The sequence below is a fragment of the Limnospira indica PCC 8005 genome (assembly GCF_000973065.1).
GTDB classification, from domain to species: Bacteria; Cyanobacteriota; Cyanobacteriia; order Cyanobacteriales; family Microcoleaceae; genus Limnospira; species Limnospira fusiformis.
Genome location: NZ_FO818640.1, coordinates 4787903 through 4808208, shown reverse-complemented (window position 1 = coordinate 4808208; position 20306 = coordinate 4787903). Strand labels below are relative to the sequence as shown.

Annotated in this window: 21 protein-coding genes and 2 tRNA genes; 16 read left to right on the top strand and 7 right to left on the bottom strand. The window is 44.4% G+C overall.

Annotated elements, in window-relative coordinates:
- The first annotated feature begins 29 nt into the window (after positions 1–29).
- A complete protein-coding gene (gene glmU / locus XZ46_RS21090) occupies positions 30–1397 on the top strand; it encodes a bifunctional UDP-N-acetylglucosamine diphosphorylase/glucosamine-1-phosphate N-acetyltransferase GlmU (protein ID WP_008053674.1) in 1368 nt (455 codons plus the stop codon).
- Between the two features lie 64 nt (positions 1398–1461).
- Here glmU and XZ46_RS21085 read toward each other — a convergent pair whose 3' ends face one another.
- Complete coding sequence (locus XZ46_RS21085) at positions 1462–2394, bottom strand: DUF1517 domain-containing protein (RefSeq protein ID WP_008053127.1); 933 nt, start codon at positions 2392–2394, stop codon at positions 1462–1464.
- A gap of 2 nt (positions 2395–2396) precedes the next feature.
- Between XZ46_RS21085 and XZ46_RS21080 the strand changes: the two genes are divergently transcribed.
- From XZ46_RS21080 to XZ46_RS21065, 4 genes are all read left to right on the top strand, one after another.
- On the top strand, positions 2397–2582 hold the full coding sequence (locus tag XZ46_RS21080; RefSeq protein WP_008053128.1) for a hypothetical protein: 186 nt from the start codon (positions 2397–2399) through the stop codon (positions 2580–2582).
- The gene (locus tag XZ46_RS21075) at positions 2582–3181 is read left to right on the top strand and encodes a hypothetical protein (RefSeq protein ID WP_008053129.1); all 600 of its coding nucleotides are present in this window, start codon (positions 2582–2584) and stop codon (positions 3179–3181) included. Before XZ46_RS21080 ends, XZ46_RS21075 begins: the two co-directional genes overlap by 1 nt.
- A 22-nt stretch (positions 3182–3203) precedes the next feature.
- A complete protein-coding gene (locus tag XZ46_RS21070) occupies positions 3204–6662 on the top strand; it encodes a WD40 domain-containing protein (RefSeq protein WP_048895225.1) in 3459 nt (1152 codons plus the stop codon).
- Positions 6663–6760: 98 nt separating this feature from the next.
- Entirely contained in the window at positions 6761–8566 is a 1806-nt protein-coding gene (locus XZ46_RS21065; protein ID WP_008053672.1) for an ABC transporter ATP-binding protein, read from the top strand.
- Positions 8567–8583: 17 nt separating this feature from the next.
- Here the strand turns inward: XZ46_RS21065 and XZ46_RS21060 are convergent, their stop codons facing one another.
- Positions 8584–9411 carry a tetratricopeptide repeat protein gene (locus XZ46_RS21060; protein ID WP_081587741.1) on the bottom strand — a complete coding sequence of 276 codons (828 nt, stop codon included), beginning with the start codon at positions 9409–9411 and terminating at the stop codon, positions 8584–8586.
- A gap of 64 nt (positions 9412–9475) precedes the next feature.
- Positions 9476–10081, bottom strand: coding sequence for a hypothetical protein (locus XZ46_RS21055; protein WP_006623836.1), 606 nt, complete (start codon positions 10079–10081; stop codon positions 9476–9478).
- Positions 10082–10200: 119 nt separating this feature from the next.
- Between XZ46_RS21055 and XZ46_RS21050 the strand changes: the two genes are divergently transcribed.
- Positions 10201–10285 (top strand) — tRNA-Ser (locus XZ46_RS21050).
- Between the two features lie 269 nt (positions 10286–10554).
- Here XZ46_RS21050 and XZ46_RS21045 read toward each other — a convergent pair.
- Together XZ46_RS21045 and XZ46_RS21040 are read right to left on the bottom strand one after the other, a co-directional pair.
- Positions 10555–10896 (bottom strand): hypothetical protein, encoded by a 342-nt coding sequence (locus tag XZ46_RS21045; protein ID WP_006623837.1) that lies wholly within the window; start codon positions 10894–10896, stop codon positions 10555–10557.
- Positions 10897–11419: 523 nt separating this feature from the next.
- On the bottom strand, positions 11420–11590 hold the full coding sequence (locus XZ46_RS21040) for a ribbon-helix-helix domain-containing protein (RefSeq protein ID WP_006623838.1): 171 nt from the start codon (positions 11588–11590) through the stop codon (positions 11420–11422).
- A 117-nt stretch (positions 11591–11707) separates the two neighbouring features.
- Between XZ46_RS21040 and XZ46_RS21035 the strand changes: the two genes are divergently transcribed.
- The 9 genes from XZ46_RS21035 (at position 11708) to XZ46_RS20995 (ending at position 16757) form a co-directional block, all read left to right on the top strand.
- The gene (locus XZ46_RS21035) at positions 11708–12634 is read left to right on the top strand and encodes a hypothetical protein (RefSeq protein ID WP_006623839.1); all 927 of its coding nucleotides are present in this window, start codon (positions 11708–11710) and stop codon (positions 12632–12634) included.
- Positions 12631–12789, top strand: coding sequence for a hypothetical protein (locus tag XZ46_RS35540; protein WP_006623840.1), 159 nt, complete (start codon positions 12631–12633; stop codon positions 12787–12789). Before XZ46_RS21035 ends, XZ46_RS35540 begins: the two co-directional genes overlap by 4 nt.
- Positions 12786–12989, top strand: coding sequence for a hypothetical protein (locus XZ46_RS21030; RefSeq protein ID WP_006669822.1), 204 nt, complete (start codon positions 12786–12788; stop codon positions 12987–12989). Before XZ46_RS35540 ends, XZ46_RS21030 begins: the two co-directional genes overlap by 4 nt.
- A gap of 89 nt (positions 12990–13078) precedes the next feature.
- Positions 13079–13564, top strand: a complete 486-nt coding sequence (locus XZ46_RS21025) for a hypothetical protein (protein ID WP_048895224.1) — start codon at positions 13079–13081, stop codon at positions 13562–13564.
- 56 nt (positions 13565–13620) lie between these two features.
- A complete protein-coding gene (locus tag XZ46_RS21020) occupies positions 13621–13881 on the top strand; it encodes a hypothetical protein (protein ID WP_006669821.1) in 261 nt (86 codons plus the stop codon).
- On the top strand, positions 13872–14468 hold the full coding sequence (locus XZ46_RS21015; RefSeq protein ID WP_046320669.1) for a hypothetical protein: 597 nt from the start codon (positions 13872–13874) through the stop codon (positions 14466–14468). Before XZ46_RS21020 ends, XZ46_RS21015 begins: the two co-directional genes overlap by 10 nt.
- Before the next feature lie 60 nt (positions 14469–14528).
- Positions 14529–15403, top strand: a protein-coding gene (locus XZ46_RS33155; RefSeq protein ID WP_150105348.1) for an IS630 family transposase whose coding sequence is annotated in 2 segments (ribosomal slippage) — positions 14529–14856 and positions 14856–15403 — 876 coding nt in all. Because the reading frame shifts where the segments join, the coding sequence is not laid out codon by codon here.
- A 738-nt stretch (positions 15404–16141) separates the two neighbouring features.
- Positions 16142–16615: a c-type cytochrome gene (locus tag XZ46_RS21000; protein ID WP_006623847.1), complete on the top strand. Its 474-nt coding sequence runs from the start codon at positions 16142–16144 to the stop codon at positions 16613–16615.
- 70 nt (positions 16616–16685) lie between these two features.
- Positions 16686–16757 (top strand) — tRNA-Thr (locus tag XZ46_RS20995).
- An 857-nt stretch (positions 16758–17614) separates the two neighbouring features.
- On the opposite strand, the gene XZ46_RS20990 is transcribed toward XZ46_RS20995, so the two are convergent.
- A protein-coding gene (locus XZ46_RS20990; protein WP_108614731.1) for an IS630-like element ISAtsp1 family transposase occupies positions 17615–18491 on the bottom strand; the annotation gives its coding sequence in 2 pieces (ribosomal slippage) (positions 17615–17800 and positions 17802–18491; 876 coding nt in all).
- A gap of 2 nt (positions 18492–18493) precedes the next feature.
- On the opposite strand from XZ46_RS20990, the gene XZ46_RS20985 reads away from it, so the two are divergent.
- On the top strand, positions 18494–18904 hold the full coding sequence (locus tag XZ46_RS20985) for an HD domain-containing protein (protein WP_006623850.1): 411 nt from the start codon (positions 18494–18496) through the stop codon (positions 18902–18904).
- Positions 18905–18989: 85 nt separating this feature from the next.
- On the opposite strand, the gene XZ46_RS20980 is transcribed toward XZ46_RS20985, so the two are convergent.
- Entirely contained in the window at positions 18990–20294 is a 1305-nt protein-coding gene (locus XZ46_RS20980; protein WP_006623851.1) for a RuBisCO small subunit-like domain-containing protein, read from the bottom strand.
- Positions 20295–20306: the final 12 nt, after the last annotated feature.

The following is a 20306-nucleotide window of genomic DNA, read 5'->3' as shown; positions in this document are numbered from 1 at the left end:
ATTTAAAGACCCTATAAGTATTAAAACCGATGGTAGCAGTAGCAATTCTAGCAGCAGGACGAGGAACCCGCATGAAATCTGACCTTCCCAAGGTCTTACATCAATTGGGAGGGCGATCGCTTGTCGAATGGGTTTTAGAAAGCGCCCGAGACTTACAACCCTTACGAAAGTTGGTGATTGTCGGTTATGGCGGCGATCAAGTCCAGACTTCTCTGGTGGCGAAATATCCAGACGCAGGCTTAGAATTTGTCGAACAGAAACAACAGTTAGGTACTGGTCACGCTATCCAACAGGTTTTACCCTATTTACAGGATTTTACTGGGGATTTACTGGTTCTTAACGGGGATGTGCCACTACTGAGACCCCACACCCTGCAACAGTTGATGACGATTCATAAACAACAGGGAAATGCTGCTACTATTTTAACGGCGAATTTGCCGAATCCCACCGGATACGGTCGAGTTTTTTGTGATAGTAAAAACCTGGTTAAAGAAATTGTCGAACATCGTGATTGTACGGAAGCGCAAAAGCAAAATCATCGCATAAATGCCGGAGTTTATTGTTTTAATTGGCAGGCTTTAGCTAAAATTCTGCCCCATTTAAAAGCAGACAACGACCAACAGGAATATTATTTAACTGATACGGTTCATGACCTAGACCCGGTAATGGCGGTTGATGTGGAAGATTTCCGGGAAATTATGGGTATCAATAATCGTCGCCATTTAGCCGCCGCCCATGAGGTATTTCAAGAATGGATTAAGGAAGAATGGATGGATGCGGGTGTAACTTTGATAGACCCTGATAGTATTACTATTGATGATACGGTGCAATTGGAACCAGATGTCATTATTGAACCACAAACTCACCTGCGAGGAAAAACTCTGATTAGGTCGGGAAGTCGTATCGGACCGGGAAGTTTAATTGAGAATAGCGAAATCGGGGAAAATGTGACGGTTTTATATTCGGTGATTTCTGATAGCACGATCGCCTCTAATACCCGTATCGGTCCATATACCCATTTACGAGGTCATGCTAACATAGCTGAGGGGTGCAGAATTGGCAACTTTGTGGAGTTGAAAAATGCGGAAGTCGGACCAAAAACTAATATTGCCCATTTATCCTATATTGGGGATGCGACCCTAGGGGAAAAAGTTAATATTGGCGCGGGAACTATTACGGCTAATTATGATGGATTTAAGAAACATCACACCACTATAGGCGATCGCACTAAAACCGGCTCTAACAGCGTCATAGTTGCCCCTGTAACCCTCGGAAATGATGTGACAGTAGCAGCAGGGTCTGTGATTACTAATGACGTGCCAGACGACTCCTTAGCGATCGCCAGAGAAAGGCAAATCGTCAAACATAATTGGCGATCGAACCAGCCACAGGATTAAATGGGATTAAATAGGTGCGTCAACTCCACACCAGCCGTGATGATTTGACGCACCGGACGACAGCCTAAACCAATCTGAGATTAGGATAGTAAGCCAAAATATCATCAGTGCTAAGGGTATCGCCACTGGCTTGGGGAGTCCAAAGAACTTCGATCGCCAATAGCTGTTCACTACCAATGGAACCTAAACGACTGATCGCCTGTCTCAAATCCTGGGAACTTTCAATTTTAGGCAATTCAAGCTGACCCAAAACTCCCACAACTAGGGTGACAATAATATATTCCCCTGGATTTTCGGTAGCATCTTGACTGACGATCGCCCCTTTGTCATCAGTAGCAGAAATGCGCTGATTATTGAAGTTTGAGAGAGTTTCTTCGGTAAACTTACTACGTTCTGCGATCGCCAACTGATTAAATTTCGCTTCCGCCGAATTTAAACGCATCCGATCCGCCTCACTCGCACCATAGACCCAATATTCTGGGTGACGTAGTAGGGCTAAAGTCGCTTCCTGAAGGACTTGGGCGCGACCTTCTGGGGTTCCGGTGTCAGCAGTGGCCGCGAGGCGCGCGAGGTCCTGTTGGAGGTAGCGACCCTCAGCTAATAAACCCACCTGTACCTCAGCCACGGAAACTGTGGGATTATTATATTCGGCTTCTTGGACTCCTTCACCGACAGCGCGGAAACTTCTCACGATAAAATTGGCAATGGCCACGAAAATCAGGATAGAAAATAGTCCTCCGAAACCGCCAAAACCAAAGAAGGGAAGTAAAAATGGAAATCCAAACCCACCGCGGCCGTAATATCCACCCCCTGGGGCTTGTCTGGGACTGGGGGCTAGTGTGCGACTGGGGGCGCGAAATGAACCACCGCCAATCCGACCGCCACTCCTGGCTGCTAGGGCGCTGTCAGCATGGCTAAATCCTAGGGTGATAATCAGGGCGATCGCTATTAGTGGTTTAAAAAACGGTTTAACAATTGCCAACAAATTTTTCAACATAAATGATCCTAATGTCTGCTTGGGACTGGAATTTGATCGAGGTTAGCATCAATTGTATTTCTTCCGGCGATCGCTTATCCAGTCGATATATCTACTACTTTAACGCCTCTAGCGTAACTGCTACAGCCGATCCAAGGTACGGACTTCCCCAATATAGGGGAGATATCCGCACCTTACCAGATTATTAATGGTTGATTATACCGTTGTGTCAGTTTTGAGCCAACTGGCGGTCAGTTTGGGGGCTATGGGACTAATGGTGGGAGTCAGGGTGTCTGATGGACAACAACAGACTCCTAGAATTTTACCTGTCCAACAAATTATATCCCCAAATCCACGATGTCCGGTAGATTTAAACCAGTTACTCACTGAGTTGGTGGTGGATTTACCCGCCTATGCTAACCGTGTGATTACGCGATCGCCACCTACCAACCATTTACAGGATATCCCTACATCAGTGATTTTAGCCACCAGTTTACCCCCAGAAACTATACCTGTTTCTGAGCATTTACCCACCGATTTACCTACTGGTGATGATATTGATTTGGGCTTCATTGTTACCCGTGAAAGGTTGTATATTAATAATAGGATGCTCGTGATTCAACGCTATCATTGGTTATTCTTGCGTTCAACTCCTAACGGGTGGGAATTAGTGAAAATGTTATCTAAATCAGACCCTTATCCTGGTTACAGGATTTTACCCCAGCCTTGGGATAGTAGCCAAAGTGCGATCGCCCGCGCCATTCGCCTCTGGCTGCGAGACTGTCAATGGCGGACAGTCCCCAGATAAAAATGACTGAGAGGTTTTGATTATGTATCAAGTTGGTGGTAGCTTAGAGCGTAATGCTGAGAGTTATGTAGAAAGAAAAGCCGACCGAGAACTTTATCAACATTTGAAAGCTGGAAAGTTTTGTTATGTTCTTAACTCTCGTCAAATGGGGAAATCCTCCTTATTGGCTCAGACAAGATACCGCTTAGAACTAGACGGATTTCGATGTTCTAGTATTGACTTAACCCTAGTAGGTCAAGACCAGATTACTTCTGCACAGTGGTATAAAGGTATTATTGTTGAATTACTCAGAGGATTTAAGTTATGGGAAAAATTCCAATTTTTTAAAGCCTGGTGGCAAAATCAAGATAACCTTTCCCCAGTACAGAAATTAGGCTATTTTATTGATGATATCTTATTGCCAGAAATACCCCACAAAAATCTGGTCATTTTTATAGACGAGATTGATAGTATGTTAAGCCTGGATTTCCCCTCTGATGATTTTTGGGCGTTGATCCGTTTTTTGTATAATCAAAGGGCCATTAATCCTGAATATAATCGCCTCACTTTTGCCATTTTTGGAGTAGCTACACCCTCCGATTTGATTCAAGACCGGACTCGGACACCTTTTAATGTTGGTAAAGCCATAGATTTAACAGGTTTTACCCTCTCAGAAGCACAGATATTAGCCCAAGGATTAAATATCACAGGTGGCGACAAAATAGCAGTTATTGAACGCATTTTATTTTGGACTAATGGGCAGCCTTTTTTAACGCAAAAAGTTTGTGATTTAATTAATCAAATTAATTTGATGGTCAATAATGCACCTGTGTTCATTAAGCCGGGAGAAGAAAGCCAGTTTATCGATGAAATAATTGGGATTAAAATCATCTATAAATGGCAAGAACAAGACCAGCCAGAGCATTTAATGACTATCTTAAACCGAATCAAGTACAGGGTAGATATCATCCCTAAAATGCTAGGAATTTATCAAAAATTGCTAGAAAAAAGCCCGGTAGAAGTTGATAATACCCGCGAACAATCAGAGTTAATTCTGTCGGGATTAGTTATTAAAAATGAAGGAAATTTACAGATAAGAAACCTCATTTATCAAACTATATTTGATTCCACTTGGGCTGCTCAAGAGTTAGCAAATATTCGCCCCTATTCTCAGCTTTTAGATTCTTGGGTTAAATCTGACAAAAATGATGTGTCTCGATTACTAACCGGACAAGCGTTAATAGATGCTAAAAGTTGGGCTCATTCCCGGAGTTTAAGTGACTTAGATTATCAATTTTTAGCCGCTAGTCAAGAACTAGAAGAACAGCAAATCAAAACCAGTTTAGAAGCTGCTAGAGTCCAAGAAATCAATCACCGACTCGCTCAAGAAAAAAAAGTCGCAAAATTGCAGCGGCTACTGTTACTGATAGCCACGGTAGCTTTGACCATTTCCTCTGGGTTAGGTGTCTTGGTATGGCGACAAAATCAGCAAGTACGGATTAGTGAAATTAGAGCCTTAGCATCTTCTTCTCATGGTTTATTAGCCTCCCATAACCAGTTAGATGCTATGGTGGATGCTATTAAGGCTAAACGTCGTTTAGAGGGTTTAGGCAAAGTTGATAGCTACACTGAATCCCAAGTTACATTTGCTTTAAATAATGCCATTTATAATAGCAATGAATTTAATCGTTTAATTGGTCATAAAGGCTCGGTTTTGAGTGTAGATATTAGCAGTGATGGTCAGTTAATTGCTACGGCTAGTAATGATAAAACTGTGAAAATTTGGCGGCAAGATGGAACCTTAATTAATACCCTACAACATTCGGGAACAGTCCATCGTGTGGCTTTCGGACCTGACGGTAATTTGGTGGTTTCTGCTAGTTTAGATGGTCAGGTAAAACTGTGGAATGTAGATGGTGAATTATTGCAAAATATACACGCTCATGATGCGGCAGTTTGGGGAATAGATTTTAGTCCTAATGGTCAAATTATCGCTTCTGCTAGTGGCGATCGCACTGTTAAATTATGGCTACTAGACGGCACATTATTAACAACTTTGACAGGACATACAACCATTGTTTGGAATGTGGCTTTTGATCAAACCAGTCAAATAGTAGCTTCTGTCAGCGTTGATGGTTTAATCAAATTATGGAGTATCGATGGCAGATTATTAAACACCATAGAAGCACATCAAGCAGCAATTTGGGATGTAGCCTTTTGTTATGATACCAATTTACTGGTCTCTGTCAGCACAGATAAAACAGCTAAAATCTGGACAATAGATGGCACCTTGGTGAGAACTATGCAGGAAAAAGATGTAATTCTTGGGGTTGATTGTAGTGCTAATGGTGAATTCATTGCCACCAGTGGTACAAATAATACAGTAACCATTTGGAAAACAGACGGCACTTTTATGAAAACCTTACAACGACATAATGCCGTGGTTAGAGGTGTGGCATTAAGCGCTAATGGTTTGATGGCTGCTTCCGCTAGTGATGATGGAACCGTCAAACTATGGCGACGTAACGCATATTTATTACAACCCCTGTATAATCACGATGATATCCTGTGGAATATAGCCACCAGTGCCGATAATCAATTGATTGCTTATGGGTCTGGTGATCACACCTATTTAAGACAAACAAATGGTCAGATTTTAAGCATAATTAGTCACTCAGGAAAGTTAAATCGCGCTGTGGCTTTTACTCCCAAGGCAGATATATTAGCACTTGGTGCTAATAATGAAGTTCAACTTTGGGATATTAGAAATATCAGAAAATCTCCACCCGAACTACTCACCATATTAACTGGACATGAAACAGTTATTTATGCTATTGCTATTAGTCCTGATGGTCAAATGATTGCTTCCGCTGGGGATGATAAAACCATTAAATTATGGACGATTGATGGGGAACTGATCAATAGTTTTCCGGCTCATAGTGAAAGGATTTGGCAACTAACCTTTAGTCCAGATGGTCAAACTCTTATCTCTGCTAGTGAAGATAAGACTGTCAAATTATGGACTACAGAGGGTGGGCTTGTGAACACCCTAAATCAAGATGGAGTTATTTGGGGAGTTGACATTAATCCTGAAGGAAATTTGATTGCTTCTGCTAGTCGTGATGATACTTTAAAACTGTGGAGATTAGATGGTAGTTTGGTCAGAAAAATTAGAGCGAACAGCGGTGGATTAACCAGGGTTGCCTTTAGTCCAGACGGTAAAAATATCGCCACTGCTGGTGTTAACAATCAGGTAAAATTGTGGAATCTTGAAGGGGAGTTACTCCAAACTTTACCCGGACATGAAGCTATGGTACTCAGCCTAGCATTTACGGCTGATGGTAATTTTTTGGTATCTGGTGGGGATGACCGGACGGTGATTATATGGGATTTAGAGGGAATTAAAAATCTCGATCCTATGGAATATGCCTGCAATTGGGTTGGGGATTATCTGCGGACTAATGTGGAGGTAGAAGATAGCGATCGCCTTTTGTGTCCCTAAAATCTCAGCCCTTCATTGTGCATATATCTGATTTTTGGGTATAATCATTATTTACACTTGTTAACTTAGTTTCTGCTGACCCACCATTATCATTAACAATGCTTTCATCTCAACAACAAAGAAGCCTAGAAACGGACTGGCGGCTATTTTTGCGATTGCGAGACTATGCCAAACGACATAGAAAACTGTTGGCGATCGCTATTATTTTACTCATTCCTCTCTCTATTTCTAGTGCGATCCAACCTATTTTGATTGGACAAACTATTTCACTAATTCGCCAAGAACCCACCTATAAATTTTTAGAGGGATTATCCCTATCAGCAGGCTTAAATCTCTTAGCTTTCCTGTTATTATTGACAATTTCCCTCAGATTTACCCTTCAGGCTATCGAAGGATATGTCGTCCAAACCGTTGGACAAAAAATGACCGCAGATATTCGTAACGATTTATTTGACCATGTTACCTCTTTAGCTGTCAGATTTTTTGACCGCACTCCTGTGGGAAAACTCATTACTCGTCTCACCAGTGATGTCGATGCTTTGGGGGATGTATTCTCTACTGGTGCTATTGGCATTATTAGCGATTTATTCTCGATTTTAGTAATTGCGATCGCCATGTTTAGCCTTCAGTGGCAGTTGGCTTTAATGTTGGTTTTATCTATGTTCCCCGTCACCGCAATAATTATCTATTTTCAACAACAATATCGCACCGCTAATTATAAAGCACGGGAGGAACTCTCCGACCTCAACGCACAACTACAAGAGAATTTGATTGGTATTGGAGTCGTGCAACTATTTCGCCGGGAACGTTACAATGCCGAGTTATTTCACATCACCAATCAGCGTTATATTAAAGCCGTTGATAAAACCATTTTTTATGATTCGGCTGTCTCGGCAACCTTAGAATGGATTGCCCTAATAGCGATCGCCGCCGTCCTCTGGTTTGGAGGCAAACAAGTATTAAATCAAACCCTCAGCTTTGGCATACTTTCCACCTTTATACTATTCGCCCAACGTCTATTTGACCCCCTCCGACAATTTGCCGATAAATTTACCGCTATTCAAGCCGGTTTAACTGCTGTGGAAAGGATTAATGACATTCTGAACCAACCCATAGAAATCCGCGACCCCGAAATCGGAAAAGCCAGTGTTTTACCAACTAATAAATATGAGGCGATCGGCGAAATCAAATTTGAAAACGTCTATTTTGCCTATAAAAATGATGAATATGTAATCCAAAACCTTAATTTCACTATTCATCCTGGCGAAAAAGTCGCCCTAGTCGGACCTACTGGTGCTGGCAAAAGTTCTATTATTCGGCTATTATGTCGTTTATACGAACCTAGTCGCGGTCGCATTTTAATCGATGGCATTGATATCCGTGATTTACCTCAAGCCGAATTACGTCGCCATGTGGGGGTAATCTTACAAGATGGGTTTCTATTCGCCGGAGATGTTAAAAGTAATATTACCCTGGGGGAAACCTATACAATCGATGCCATTCGACAGGCGGCGGAAAAGACGAATGTATCTCAGTTTATTGAGGCTTTACCCGAAGGTTATGATACCGAACTTAGGGAAAGAGGCACTAATCTTTCCAGTGGTCAAAAACAGCTTTTAGCTTTTGCTAGGGTAGCCATTAGAAACCCGCAAATATTAGTTTTAGATGAAGCGACTGCTAACCTAGATGTGATGACAGAATCCCTAATTCAGGATGCCCTTGATCGGATGTTAATCGGCAAAACTGCCATTATTATTGCCCACCGTTTATCAACGATTAAAAATGTCGATCGCATTTTAGTTTTACAACGAGGAAGACTGATAGAGTCCGGTTCCCATGACCAATTATTAAACCAGGGCGGACTCTACGCCAGTCTGTATCAGTTACAGATGTTAGGTTCGTGATCCTCGGCAATTTCCGCCTATTTGAGATTCAAAAATCTGTCTAAGGCTGCCACCAAAGCGGGAGGCCAACGACGGATATTAGCTACCCAATCAATATCTCGATAACGGGGGTCTAATCCAATGGCTGCTACCCAATTACTTTCGGCTTCCCCTATTTTACCACTATCCCACAAACAGGCGGTTAAAGCTGCCCGCATATCGGCAAAATTGGGGTATTTCCGAATCAGATTTTTGATGTTGCGGATAGCTTCTTTAGTCTCACCAGTCTGATACAAAGCCAGGGCGTAGTTAGCCCTAGCAAAAGCATAGTTAGGGTCTAATTCCGCCGCCTGGAAATAGTCGGCGATCGCCGCTTCCCAGTTTTCTTGTCCGGCTTCCGCATTACCTCGATTATTATAGGCGATCGCATCAGAGGGACTTAACTCTAAAGTCCGATTATAATCAGCGATCGCATCAGACCAACGCCCCAAACCCTCATAAGCCACTCCCCGGTTAAGGTAAGGGTCCGCAGCCGTCGGCGCTAATTCAATAGCCCGGTTATAGTCCCCTATGGCTTCCGTGAGGCGGTTTTGGCTAACTCGGATATTACCTCGGTTACTCCACATAGCCGGGTTATCCGGGTAACGATTAATAATTTCAGTCCAGTAATTCTCAGCTTCCGCAAACCGTCCCGCTTGGCTAGTCGCAAAAGCCCTCTCTAGTAGTTCATCCAATGATAAAGTAGAGATTTCCGCTACCGTTTCCCCCACGGTGTCAGTAGCAGCCCAGGCTAAATTATATGGCGATACTACCCCTAGCCATAGCCAGCAAAATACCACGGTTAGAAAAAGTATCAATCGGCGCATCATCAAAAAAAAGCCACAACAATCTGAAATTATACCGAAGTTAGCCACATATTGACCAGCTACGTCAGACTTTTACCCATAGCGCCAACCCTCCCCCTCGACCTCTGGCGGCGATGAAGTTTTCTTGAATTAGGAAATAGGCAAAAAAAGCCTGGTCTTTAACTAGGCGTTGATAAAAACTTTCCTCGCTAGTTTTCCCCCCACGAATATAGTTATCATAAAGTTTTATCCCCACGGCTTCCACGGCTAGACGGGTAAAATCAAAAGCCAGAATATCATTTTTGTCCAAAAACTTAGCCGGACCGCTAACAGTTAATGTCATTAGTCCGACTTGGATTTTGTTTTCGATTCTACCAGCTTCAAAGGTTTGGCGATCGCCGCTTTCCACCCCCGAAACTGGGGAATAGTTTAATAATACACTAACTAAGCCCGGCAGATAACGACCCGGCCCCATAATCACCCCTGCTTTAGCGCGAGTTTTTTTGGTTCCGGTAATGAAATATAATTGCCAACACCCACACAAACTCTCGAAGGGGTGCGGTTTCCGATTTTGGCGACCCGCCTTTTCCGCCGCCAATAAAGCATTAACCACCTGGTCAGGAGAAAGGCGATCGCCCCGAGATTTTAGCGATCGCGCCGTTTGGTCTAGGATGTCCAGATATTCAGCCAAGGTTCTGATTTCATCAAGATATGATAATTATCTCTTATATCATTTATTCGCATACCAAGACAAACTGATGGCTAATCTCAGCAGCTTTATGTTATAATAGTCAATGCTCACATCCCCTTGGAGAGGTGGCAGAGTGGTCGATCGCGCTCGACTTGAAATCGAGTGAGCCGCAAGGTTCCGTGGGTTCAAATCCCACCCTCTCCGTTGTTTCAGCCCCTAAACAAATACTTTTGGCTATAATTTGGCTATAATTTGGCTATAAATTTAGGCGATTATAGCCAAAACAATTTTTCAAAAAATCACCCCCCCGCCCCCATCCACAAAATATAATCCGTTCCTTATATATGCGTTAGCCAAACGGATTGCTATTGTACAGTGGTTAAATTTTGGGGCTAGATACAAAACACAGCCAACCTGTACCATGTCGCCTCCAAAACTGCCATAATATCAATGTACATTGATACATGAGAAGATTAACGGGAGCCTTTTTGTGTCAATTTGACATCAACTCCTAACAGCGTCAGAGCCTTGGTAATCTCCAATTTGATCGCGCCTCCATTGCCAGCCTTCATTTTTGTAGCAGCCAGGAGGATATCAATTATCTGTTGGCGACTCTGATCAGACAGAAGCTCACCGACTGCCTGGTGGTTGCCATTACTGTTTGCTGGCTTCTCAATCACATCACCCTGATCCAAACGATGAGCGATCGCCAATAGTTCATCTGCAAATACATCAGGAACTCGGATCGCGCGGGTCGGGGTGTTGATCCATTTGGGTTGTTTTAAACCACTGGTATCAGGATTGTAGTTGGCCATAATCATCCTATACATCTATCATTGTACATTGATAATGCTATCATTGTACATTGATAGCAGTCAAGTAGGCGATCGCACTTTGCGCCCTATTGTCCAATAATCTGGCCATATATTAGCCCCTTGCCTTAGATGATTACTATATCAATGTACATTGATAACCCGATAGGCGATCGCCTCAACCCTAAACCCACCAATCGCCAACAATCATCCTGTCCCCATCAACCCGTCAAGAGTAGGCCCAAAATATAAAACGGGCCATTTTTTTGTACAGCCAGTAATGGATTGAAAAAAAATCACAAATTTTTATTTTTGGGTGTCCTGCCTGTCCACTGTGGCTGTAACTGCTATAGCAAGGGAGTTACAAGGTGGACACCCAGAAAAAATTCTGCCTGTCCTCTGCCTGTCTGCCTGTCCGCTTCTGTTGGACAAAAAAATACCCGACCTGGTGCGATCGGGGGTTGGTGATTGTGTATTGATTGAACCTGCTATTAGAGAAACGCCCGCACAGACAAGGAGTGGGTGTTCAAATTTCACCTTTGTTCTTGGCTTCCTCAATTTCCAACTGCAACAGGCGGCGGATAAGGCTTGAAAGAGATCTTTGTCTCTTCTCTGCCAATTTTTTACCCTCTTCTAACATCTGTTCATCCAGGTAAACCTGTAGCTTTGGCTTGTTGCTAGGCACTGTGGCAGTCATATAGGTGTTACTCCAATTCTACTCTTGCTCAAAAAAATATGCTAGGGGTATTTACAGAGCATTCACTTTTATGTTACAGTTAATTTACCGAAAGGTCAAACACAAAATAACCCACTGGTGTCAGCCGCCAAGCAAGCCACCAGTGGGTCTGAAAACCCCTTTACAGGAGTAACTATGACTTTAGCAGAACTTAAAGCTAATGCGATCGCCCTAGGATTGTCAAAAGATGATATCCGCCAGTTTGGCGACCTGCGGTCAAAATCCACTTGGGAAGCCGCTATTGCCCAAGCCGAATCCGAAGCCGTACCAGAGGCCGAGCCTATCCCCGAATTTTTGCCAAACCAGGCTATGGTCAACCCCTTACATCAGGTTGAATCCGACCCCACCCAACAGCCAGAAAATCAATGTACATTGAAAGAATCGGAGAATCATTGCCGCTACCAACAAGATGTAATTTTGGTTACAGGGGCCTGTGATGGTATTGAGGAAGTTATTAGCTCTGGTGCTGACATTAAAGAGGCGAAACACATTGCCGATCAAGTTAAGTTAACTTTTGGGCAGCAAATCATAATCCGAGAGTTTGATGGTAGTGGTCAGATGTTCTACCGTCGCCACGATGATGAGGTTGACCCCGACATCCTGCCCGAACTCAAGGATAAAGACGATCGCTTTGATTGTTGGAGCCCATGGATGAAAGTAGGCGCTAAATTTACTACACCCCGGGGAAACCGCTTTACCATTGTTGGTTTTGACAAGTGGGGGAACTGTCACGCGATCGCCGATGGGGATGAGGAAACCCAAACCTTTCGGCTTAGTCATCTGATTCAGTACACCCCAGAAGCTGACGATGATACCCGTGACGAAATTATTGAAAAATTCCGCCAAGCCGGGGTATCCGATGCCGATATTGCTGAATTGAACGCCGCGCCCCTTTGCGTTACCGGAGCCGCAGTCGTTTTGGGTTTTCTGGAAGGCTTACTTGAGCCAATCCCTGCCACTGGTGTAGTTGTTGGTTTGGTGTTGAGTTTTTTCGCCCTGGGGTGAGGGATGCCGGATGGGTGGGGTTCAAGGCTTCCCTAACTGCCATGGCGATCGCTCTCCTGTGGCTAGGATTCTGGCTAGGGACTGGTGATCTGAGAATCCCCCCCTTTACCCTCACTGTAGATATTGCCAACCCCAACACAGAGCAACAGAAATGAACCCTAAATATGGGCAAATCAAACAGTTAGCCATGAAATTGTATTGTTTCATGCTTTCCCATCCTGAGACGATACCACTTAAATCCGAGTCGGTGCGCCGCCATATTGCAGCACTCTGTTTTGATGCCGCCGCCGATTTCTTGGCAGTCCAAGACCAGTGGATTGAGGAACAAGAATCCTCAGAAAAATCCGGCAATTAACACTTGATAAAAAATGCGATTGCCACGCGAGTGAGGGTGGCTGCCCGTTATCACCAAGCCTGTTAACCATTAGTTAGGAGCAATAAACCATGATTGGATTTCTCAGAGGCGACGATGTAAAAGGTGGAGCGATCGCACCCGTAGAGGGTCAGCATAGCAACCTTGATCAAGGGTCGGTTTTTGTCACCAGCCCGAACGGCATCACTCCCGACAACCCCGGTAGTTGGGAACATTTCCGTTTCGCTCCCGTGCTTGACCGTCCCCGTGTCCTTGATCCGGCCGAAGCCGATGCCCTCACCGACCTGGCTGATGAATCCGATAAGCACGTTGTCAGTACCCGCAAAGGATACCGAGCCTTAAAGCGACTAGATAACAATAGCCGCAAGGTCAACGAATCTTATGAGAAACTCCGTCGCCATCAGGCTGGAAATGAACACAAGATCCAATCGGCTAAACACGATTCTGCCAAATACCTGCACGGATTGCGACCTAAATATGCACGTTTAGGGCAGGGTCTGGAAAAGTCTGCACAACTGGCTGACCAGAAAATTAACGCCCTGATGTCTACTCTGTAATCCCATAAAAATGCCCCCATCATTGGGGGCAAAAATGCTAAAGGAAAGTGAGCAGAATGATTCAATTGTACAGAATTCTTGGATTGATTTTGTTATTTGGTGCTAGTGCTTCCACTGTATCACTGTTGGCTGTTAGCTACCAAAGTTTCCGCCTCCCGGCTTTCTGGCTTGCCTTAATTGCCGCCAGCATCTTGGGTGCAATGGGGGCGATCGCTTACTATCACAAAGGTAAATCTGAGGAATGGTGGCAGTGGTTAGTTTTTGCGATCGCTGTGGCTGCCGTTCTAATTATTGGGGGTGCAATCCAGTGGACGTAATTAATCCCAGCGCCAATAATCAGGCGATTCGGAGCAATTGGAGATTGTTAAACGGCATATCAGTCTTAATAGCAGTTACTGCTACACCAGTTTGGTTTTTTACGCCCTTCCTCACCCATCAAAATACCCTAAGATGGTTATCTATTGGCTATGGTATGGAGGGCGGTGCCGGATTACTCTTAACCGGTAATGAATTAGCCAAACTCAAACCAAAAATTACCGCATTAAATAAACAAGAGGAGGTAGACTTTAAGCATTCGGTCGCCAGTTCACTGTATTTAACTCAGCAGACTAACCAGGCAATTGCCGAGTTCCTAAATTTTCAGAGACATGACTCCCTTTATGCCCAACCAGAACTGCTAGAGTCCGCAGTATATGGGGAGTTAAGCGAGTTACCAGAAAAGTTAGAAAGTTCTGAGTTAGCTAGTCAGTTTGAACTTACCGAACTTTCTAAACTTGCCGAACGCTATCGCCAAGCCGTATTAGATGCCTTGGATAAAGGAGTAATAGAATCCAAGATTATCAAAGACATAATAGGGTTAGGCGGTGCTAAATATTCCAAGGGCCGTGCTGTACTTGAGTTATAGCACAAGACAGGAAAGTTAGGACGTATAATGGAGAGGACGAGATGACTAAGAAGACCAAAAATGCCAGCCCCCTATAGTTACGACCTCAGACAAAAAGTTATTGATGCAATTGAACTAGACGGTATGCCCAAAACAGAAGCCAGTCAAGTTTTCCATGTCAGCCGGAACACCATTAATCTCTGGCTGCAAAGAAAAGCACAGACCGGAGACTTCCTCCCTAAACCTAATCACCCACCTGGCAATAACCACAAAATTACCGACTGGCAAAAATTCAAGGCTTTTGCCCAAGAGCATGGCCACAAAACCTCCGCTCAGATGGCTGAACTTTGGGATGACGACATCTCTCCTCGCACCATATCCAGAGCCTTGAAGAAAATTGGCTTCACCAGAAAAAAACTTACGGCTACCAAGAACGTGATGAGCAACAGCGAGAGGAGTTTATGGCTCAGATTGAACAGATGGAGCCGGAAGGGTTGGTTTACCTCGATGAAGCTGGCATCAATAGTCAAGACTCGGATTATCCTTATGGTTACTGTGAGCAAGGACAACGCTTCCATGTCCTCAAATCCGGGAAGAGGCAGGGCAGGGTGAGCATGATTGTGGCATGGTGTCATCAACAACTCTTAGCCCCCTTTACCTTTGAGGGTTGTTGTAATCGGACAGTGTTTGAGTTGTGGTTGGAGTTCATCTTAATTCCAACACTGAAGCCAGGTCAGACTCTAGTGCTAGACAATGCAACGTTTCATAAAGGGGGACGGATTCCTGAGCTAGTGGAGGCGGCTCAATGCCGTTTGCTCTATCTACCACCTTATTCGCCAGACCTCAACAAGATAGAGAAATGTTGGTCGTGGTTGAAAGCCCGCATTCGCCACTGCATTGAGCAGTTTGATTCTCTCCATGATGCCATGGATTCCGTTCTCAAAGCTGCGTCCTAACCACCTTGACTAATGCTATAACTTCCCCATCAAAACAGTTTGTTTGATGACCTTGAGTTCCCTGCCTTGTTTGGGGGTTCAATCCAAACGTTGGGACGTATAAACAGTTATGGGGAATGGTTCGAGGCTCCGACCTCTTATCCAGACTCAGGGCTGGCTTCCCCACTAGGAGGTGATTTCAGGCATAACAGCCTTATTTGGTCTCCTAAAGATTTCGCACTCTCTACTCATTGTTATCATGGGGTCATAACTTCCCCATCAAAACAGTTTGTTTGATGACCTTGAGTTCCCTGCCTTGTTTGGGGGTTCAATCCAAACGTTGGGACGTATAAACAGTTATGGGGAATGGTTCGAGGCTCCGACCTCTTATCCAGACTCGGGGCTGGCTTCCCAACTAGGAGGTGATTTCAGGGATCACAGCCTTATTTGGTCTCCTCAACATTTCGCACTCTCTACTCCCTGATTTCTCAGTTTGTTTATGACCTTGAGTTCCCTGCCTTGCTTAGATTTCTCCAAGCGTCGGGACATATAAAGAGTTATGGGGATGGTCAGAAACGAGCTTCTTATATCCAACCAAGGGATTGGATTCCCAACTAGGAGGTGATTTCAGGCATTACAGCCTTGTTTAGTCTCCTAAACGTCTCGCACCTTCCGAAACATTATACCGCATGGCCCGTAAATGTTGAATTAATCTTGGATTAAATTTAGCTCTGACAGATTCCACCGATAAATTCCACCTTGAGCGATCGCCACTTGCCCTCAACCCAGGAAAGTATTAAGCTGTACAGTGAACAAGTAAAGTTTTTTGTAGATTCGTGTATTCGTGTAGCTTTGGATAACCATATTGCCAACACTCATATAACCGAGATCATCCAGCGAGTGGCTTTGGTTGCCCTAGGGCTGATGGTGGTTATTCTCCTCTGGGTCTGGGGAGTCAGTTCCGTGAAAATTTCCGATCCCTACATTCAAAAAGTGTTGTCACTAACCGGAGACCCAACCCGAGGACACGCTATTTTTGAGATGAACTGTGCGGGATGTCATGTTAGCCAAGTCGAACATCAAATCGGTCCAAACCTGGAGGACATTTCCCAACGAAAATCACAAATTAGTATTATTCAACAGGTCGTTAGTGGCAAAACCCCTCCCATGCCTCAGTTTCAGCCTAATCCTCAAGAAATGGCAGATTTATTAAATTATTTGGAACAAATTTAGAAAACTATGATATACTAAGAAAACGTGGGTCGGTTGAGTGGTTGAAATCATCATTCCAGCTTTACCCCAAGCCAGTATAGCTCAGTGGTAGAGCATCCGCCTTGTAAGCGGACGGTCATCGGTTCAAGTCCGATTACTGGCTTTTTTTGAAAAAGACTGGGTAGGGGTCGAGAGGGAAGTCGCCTTCCCCCACTCCCATTCAAAACCGTGCTTGATACTTTCGCATCACACGGCTCCTGATGTAGATACCCCTTGGCAACGGGAACAGGGTTACCAACCCCTGCTTTTGTACTTCAACTTTTGGAGCTAAATACAACATCGTAGTGTTTAAACTCGCTTTCGCCGTTAAACTCCTGTTGATTGCAGTAACTATATCTACACCGTGACTAGTGGGCATATCCTAACCATTACAATTAGGCCTTGGCTTTCAGTCACATCCCTTCTCCTTAAAGGCATACGATTACACTTTCACTACTCAACAAGATGTACTTGTCGAGAGCCTAAAAGGGGTTTAAACGTTCCGTTTATACGGGCATTCCATCTTTAGATTTGTCCTTTCCACCGGGGTACATTAAAGGTCTGTGCACAACTTTCGTTGCTTCTGGGTAGTATATAAAAACTCCCACTTTTCCCCATGTTCTTTTGAACGCAGCGTATCAACCTGTTTCGCTGCCCAATGGTTACGATGGTTCAAGCCGGACATTCGGTTTCCCTAATCATGGATGGTTGGCAGTGGTCGCGTCTTGGTAGTAGGTTCTACCTCACGCCTTCCGTTCCCCGCTTCAATCTGACGGGTTGTGAATCCTAAAACTGGGGGTGGCTATCGCCGTTACTCTCAACTTCCTGCTATACTAGGTGGGTCGTGCGAGACGTTTAGGAGTGAAATAGGGCTGCAATGCCTGAAATAACTTCCTAGTGGGACTTTCACCCCTTGGTGAAATATAAGGGACTCGTACCCTGACCATCCCATAACTGTTTATATAGCATTAGTCAAGGTGGTTAGGACGCAGCTTTGAGAACGGAATCCATGGCATCATGGAGAGAATCAAACTGCTCAATGCAGTGGCGAATACGGGCTTTCAGCCACGACCAACATTTCTCTATCTTGTTGAGGTCTGGCGAATAAGGTGGTAGATAGAGTAAACGGCATTGAGCTGCCTCCACCAGTTCAGCAATCCGCCCCCCATTTATGAAACGTTGCATTGTCCAATACTAGAGTCTGACCTGGCTTCAATGTTGGAATTAAGATGAACTCCAACCACAACTCAAACACTGTCCGATTACAACAACCCTCAAAGCTAAAGGGAGCTAAGAGTTGTTGATGACACCATGCGGCTATCATACTTACCCTGCCCTGCCTCTTCCCTGATTTGAGTGCATGGAAGCGTTTTCCTTCCTCGCAGTAACCATAAGGGTAATCCGAGTCCTGACTATTCATGCCGGCTTCATCGAGGTAGACCACTTCTTCCGGCTCCATCTGTTCAATCTGAGCCATAAACTCCTCTCGCTGTTGCTTCCAACGTTCTTGGTAGCCGTAAGTTTTTTTTCTGGTGAAGCCAATTTTCTTCAAGGCTCTGGATATGGTGCGAGGAGAGATGTCGTCATCCCAAAGTTCAGCCATTTGAGCTGCTGTTTTGTCGCCATGCTCTTGGGCAAAAGCCTTGAATTTATGCCAGTCGGTAATTTTGTGGTTATTGCCAGGTCGGTGATTAGGTTTAGGGAGGAAGTCTCCGGTCTGTGCTTTTCTTTGCAGCCAGAGATTAATGGTGTTCCGGCTGACATGGAAAACTTGACTGGCTTCTGTTTTGGGCATACCGTCTAGTTCAATTGCATCAATAACTTTTTGTCTGAGGTCGTAACTATAGGGGGCTGGCATTTTTGGTCTTCTTAGTCATCTCATCCTCTCCATTATACGTCCTAACTTTCCTGTCTTGTGCTATACAACCCACCCCCATAGCCGATCTATCCATACGCCAACAATATTTTCTATTTGCTAATGTGGGGGAATTTTTCCCCGCCTTAGTAGTCCTGTCCATAGCCGCCGGAGCATCCCTACAGGAGTTTACTACCCTAATTAACCATTATCTGAATCCCGATGATGCGATCGCTCACCCCCAACCCGTCATTAGCGGGAAACTCTTAATGGCAAAATTGGGACTCTCTCCCAGTCCCTTATTAGGGGATCTACTCCAAGAGATACAAATTGCTAAGGCTGAGGGTCAAATATCCACCAGTGAAGATGCCATAGCGATCGCATCCCAGAAAATGCTTGAATTGAACCCACCCTAACTAGGGGTTGTAGCTGTTATTGTGGCTTCTAAGACTTTAATTAGGGGTGTGTCCCGGCGGACATTTCACCCCTACTTTTATGGTTTTAGGGACGCTGAATGATGGTTTCCACCACACGCCGCCGCTGTTTGGGGTCAATGCCTAACAGTCGCACATAGTCCTTTGGGTGTTGACTTAGGCAATTTTCCACAGAAGCGATCGCCTCGGGGATACCGCCATCAATAATAGCACAACTTTTCCAGGAACCCGTCTTAAAGTGACGCTGATCAGCATATTCCAAACCAATTTGATAACCCCCTGACCGGATTTTTTGCACCTGTTCCAAAACATCTAAACTCAGCTTACTGCTGACAGTTTGACCGTCAATAAAAGTAGTTGAACTGCTACTATCTCCCTGCCAATTAGAGGGACCTAAATCATCAAAAGCATGGGGAGGCATGACCGGGTTATAGGGAAGGTGTGGTTGATTAATCGGTTGAGGATTGCGGTTAATTGGCTGAGAATTAACCGTGCGGAATTGGTTATATTCTTCCACCAAGCGTAGTTTCTGGATTTGCTGCTGTTCTTCTACCATAGCACGCCCAGACTCGATCAGGTGTTGAAGACTAAAATCAGGCTGAGGAAGTTCGGGGGGTTTGTCGACACTATTAACTAGGCGGCGCGAGATTTTATCTAAGCCTTGATGATAGATAAACTCGCGGATTTGTTCGTCATAAATACGCGATCGCATAGCACTAAAGAAATCAATCGCCTGTCCGGTAAAATCATCAACCAATTTGATAATCTGACTATCCGAGAGTGAATCATCAGCAAAAATTCCCCGCACAATAGCAATGCGATCCTCCCGGCTAGGTTCCCAATAAAACTTATCCATCCGACCATCGCGAATTAAAGGGGCGTAGAGGGTAGAGAAATCATTTCCCGTTATAATAATCGGAATCCGATGTAATGGGGTTTCATCATAACTTCCGGGTAATTGCACATTAGTAGGATTGTCGGCAATATTCATTAGTGTAGCATTAACTAATTGAGTGTTAACCGTGTATTGAGTTCCTGAGTCAAACCTGCCAGCCCCGGCATCAAAATCATTAATAAAAATGGCGCACATTTGACCTTTTACCCGCACCTGTTCGGCCGCTTCCCGATACCGTAGCCGTAGCAGTCGGGAGGGATCTCCGGCATCAGGACTTTCTAATTCTCCCCCAGAAATCATCACGGGTTCAATTCCCATGGTCTTAAAGACAAGTTCACATTGGAAGGTTTTGCCTTCTCCCTTGCGTCCGTGTATTCCTAAAATTAGGGGAACTTTTATCCGGGGAATATCTAAAAAGTTTTTGGTAATATGGACGGAAACCTTATCAAGAAATCGAGGTGAAATGTAGTAAGACATAAATCTATTTTT

What these genes read in the sequence shown, in the direction of transcription:
- glmU (WP_008053674.1), top strand. Translation starts at nt 30, where the DNA reads ATGGTAGCAGTAGCAATTCTAGCAGCAGGACGAGGAACCCGCATGAAA.
- XZ46_RS21085 (WP_008053127.1), bottom strand. Translation starts at nt 2,394, where the DNA reads ATGTTGAAAAATTTGTTGGCAATTGTTAAACCGTTTTTTAAACCACTA.
- XZ46_RS21080 (WP_008053128.1), top strand. Translation starts at nt 2,397, where the DNA reads ATGATCCTAATGTCTGCTTGGGACTGGAATTTGATCGAGGTTAGCATC.
- XZ46_RS21075 (WP_008053129.1), top strand. Translation starts at nt 2,582, where the DNA reads ATGGTTGATTATACCGTTGTGTCAGTTTTGAGCCAACTGGCGGTCAGT.
- XZ46_RS21070 (WP_048895225.1), top strand. Translation starts at nt 3,204, where the DNA reads ATGTATCAAGTTGGTGGTAGCTTAGAGCGTAATGCTGAGAGTTATGTA.
- XZ46_RS21065 (WP_008053672.1), top strand. Translation starts at nt 6,761, where the DNA reads ATGCTTTCATCTCAACAACAAAGAAGCCTAGAAACGGACTGGCGGCTA.
- XZ46_RS21060 (WP_081587741.1), bottom strand. Translation starts at nt 9,411, where the DNA reads ATGCGCCGATTGATACTTTTTCTAACCGTGGTATTTTGCTGGCTATGG.
- XZ46_RS21045 (WP_006623837.1), bottom strand. Translation starts at nt 10,896, where the DNA reads ATGGCCAACTACAATCCTGATACCAGTGGTTTAAAACAACCCAAATGG.
- XZ46_RS21040 (WP_006623838.1), bottom strand. Translation starts at nt 11,590, where the DNA reads ATGACTGCCACAGTGCCTAGCAACAAGCCAAAGCTACAGGTTTACCTG.
- XZ46_RS21030 (WP_006669822.1), top strand. Translation starts at nt 12,786, where the DNA reads ATGAACCCTAAATATGGGCAAATCAAACAGTTAGCCATGAAATTGTAT.
- XZ46_RS21025 (WP_048895224.1), top strand. Translation starts at nt 13,079, where the DNA reads ATGATTGGATTTCTCAGAGGCGACGATGTAAAAGGTGGAGCGATCGCA.
- XZ46_RS21020 (WP_006669821.1), top strand. Translation starts at nt 13,621, where the DNA reads ATGATTCAATTGTACAGAATTCTTGGATTGATTTTGTTATTTGGTGCT.
- XZ46_RS20980 (WP_006623851.1), bottom strand. Translation starts at nt 20,294, where the DNA reads ATGTCTTACTACATTTCACCTCGATTTCTTGATAAGGTTTCCGTCCAT.